The sequence below is a fragment of the Trichloromonas sp. genome (assembly GCF_041583255.1).
In the GTDB taxonomy this organism is placed as follows: Bacteria; Desulfobacterota; Desulfuromonadia; order Desulfuromonadales; family Trichloromonadaceae; genus Trichloromonas.
The window spans coordinates 1-2348 of the sequence record NZ_JBFHGD010000308.1 but is presented as its reverse complement, the minus strand read 5'-3'; the positions used below and the strand labels follow the sequence as shown (position 1 = coordinate 2348).

Annotated in this window: 2 protein-coding genes; both read right to left on the bottom strand. The window is 64.7% G+C overall.

Features of this window, described 5'->3' with window-relative positions; all coding sequences use genetic code 11:
• Nucleotides 1–72: 72 nt before the first annotated feature.
• Nucleotides 73–945 (bottom strand): shikimate dehydrogenase, encoded by an 873-nt coding sequence (aroE, locus tag ABYV89_RS16080; protein WP_432823948.1) that lies wholly within the window; start codon nt 943–945, stop codon nt 73–75.
• 97 nt (nt 946–1042) lie between these two features.
• Nucleotides 1043–1933 (bottom strand): HTH-type transcriptional activator IlvY, encoded by an 891-nt coding sequence (ilvY, locus tag ABYV89_RS16075; protein ID WP_432823947.1) that lies wholly within the window; start codon nt 1931–1933, stop codon nt 1043–1045.
• Between the last annotated feature and the right edge of the window lie 415 nt (nt 1934–2348).

The window sequence follows — 2348 nt, the reverse complement described above, 5'->3', positions numbered from 1 at the left end:
TGCCGAGCCGCTCGGCCAGGCGCGTGCCCACTTCGCTCTTGCCGGTCCCCCGGTATCCGATCAGTACGATATTCATTTTGTCAGGTGCTCCATCACCACGCTGCGCATCACTGCGGCCGGGGCGCCTGTGCCGGTGAACTGCTCGAACTGCAGCACCGCCTGGTTGATGAACATCTCGACGCCGGAGACGATCTTCAGCCCGCGCGCCTCGGCATCTTTCAGCAGCTTGGTCTTCAGCGGCGTGTAGACGATGTCGAAGACCACCTGGCCGGGGCGAAAGAGCTCGGCCGGGACCAGCGACACATTTTCCTTGGGATGCATGCCGATCGGGGTGCAGTGGACGATGACGTCGGCTCTGGCCATGGCGGCGGCCAGCGAAGCCTCATCGAGCCGGGCGGCGCTGATGTTGGCCGGGGTGTGGGCCTTGAGGTCGGCAACCAGCCCCTGCATCATCGGTTCATTAATGTCGAGCATGGCCAGTTCGGCCAGGGCGGTTTTCTGCGCCAGGGTGAAGGCGATCGCCCGCGCCGCGCCGCCGCAGCCGAGCATCAGCACCACCTTGCCGTCGAGCACCACGCCGGCGTCGAGCAGCGCCTTGAGCGCCCCCGGCCCGTCGGTGCCCATGCCGAGCAGGCGGCCGTCGGCCTGCTTGACCACGGTGTTGATCGAGCCGATCACGCGGTCAACCTCGACGACCTCGTCGACGTACTTCATCACCTCGACCTTGTGCGGGATGGTCACGCTCAGGCCGCGAAAGTTGTGCATCGCCCGCATCCCGGCCAGCATGCCTTCGACATCTTCGACCTGGCAGGGGACGTAGAGAAAATCGAGATCAAGCTCGGCGTAGCCGGCGTTGTGGATCGCCGGCGACAGGCTGTGCGACACCGGGTTGCCGATGACCGCGCAAATGCGGGTATTGAAGTTGATCGACCGCAGATCTTTCATGAAACCTCCTGGACTATAAAATCATTTACCGAACTTGAACGGATGCGGATCAGGGGAACAGGTATCCTAACGCAGACCAGCGCCGGACGGAAGAATTTTATCCCCGGCCCGAACGGTCTTCGGCCAGCCGCCAGAAAGCCCTGACCCCGGGGCGCTGCAGATTGCGCCGGGTGGTGCAGAGGCCGACGATGTACGGTTCGAGCTGCGGGGCCCGGTCGAGCACGGCGACCTCGTCGCGAAACGGGCTGCGCTCAAGGACCAGCTGCGGCACGATGCCGATCCCGCAGCCGAGGCGCACCATGGCGATGATCGCCTCGTTGCCGGAGACCTCCGAGGTGATATTCGGCACGATACGCTGCTCTTTCAGCCACTGGTCGAGCCGTCGCCGCGACAGCCCGGTCTGCGGCAGCACCAGCGGCGCCCGCGAGAGGTCGAGCTGGCCGTTCTGGCTGCGGGCGACGGCGGCATCGTCCGGTTTCGGGGCGATGAAAATCAGCGGGGTGGTGGTGATCGGCAGAAACTCGATGCGGGTGCGCTGGCGATCGGGCAGGGCCGCCACCGCCAGATCGATGGCACCGTCCAGCACCTGGGGAACGGCCTGCTCGGCGGCCCCGGTGCGCAGTTCGAGCTGCACCTCGGGATAGGCGCCGCGGAAGGCTTCAAGCAGGTCGGGGAGCAGGCTGTGCACGGCGGTCACCGAGGCGTAGATCGACAGGGTGCCGCTGATCGCCTGCTCGTCCTTCAGCGCCGCCTTGAAGCCCTGCCAATCGAGCAGCGACTGGCGGGCGTAGCTGCGAAACTGCTCGCCGGCGGGCGAGAGGCTGACGGTGCGGTTGTCGCGGATAAACAGAGGCTGCCCTACCTCCTCCTCCAGCCGCTGAATGGCGCGGGTCAGCGCCGAGGGGCTCAGGTTGCAGGCGTGGCTGGCGCGGCCGAAGTGGAGGAGGTCGGCAACGGTGAGAAAGATTTCGAGTTCGCGGAGGTCCACTTGATTCCTTTTGATTCAAGGTCAAAACCGTCGGGACTCGCCCCGACAGGCGACCTCCTTTTTGTTAAACGACAAAAAGGAGGCAAAAAACGTTTTCCACTGCGTGGGGCATTACTGTCGCGGTTGGCAGAGGAACGATCACCCGCCACAGCAGAGATACCATCGTTCTCCGTGGCACCTCCCCGTGCGCGGGCGCGTGTCGAGGCGTCATCGGCAGTGCCTGGACAACCGTTGCTGCAATCGCGTTTCGGGGTAAAACCCTGAGGGGCTGACACGCAGGTCCGCCCTTGATTTTTCCGTAGCCCGGTGTTTGCTCAGCCCGGAAAGCCGCTGAATTCACCACCGAGGGCGGCAGATGTGCTACGAAGCGCCGACCCCGGCCCTGGCACAACAGAGATTACTTTCGGCGCCAGCC

What these genes read in the sequence shown, in the direction of transcription:
- aroE (WP_432823948.1), bottom strand. Translation starts at nt 945, where the DNA reads ATGAAAGATCTGCGGTCGATCAACTTCAATACCCGCATTTGCGCGGTC.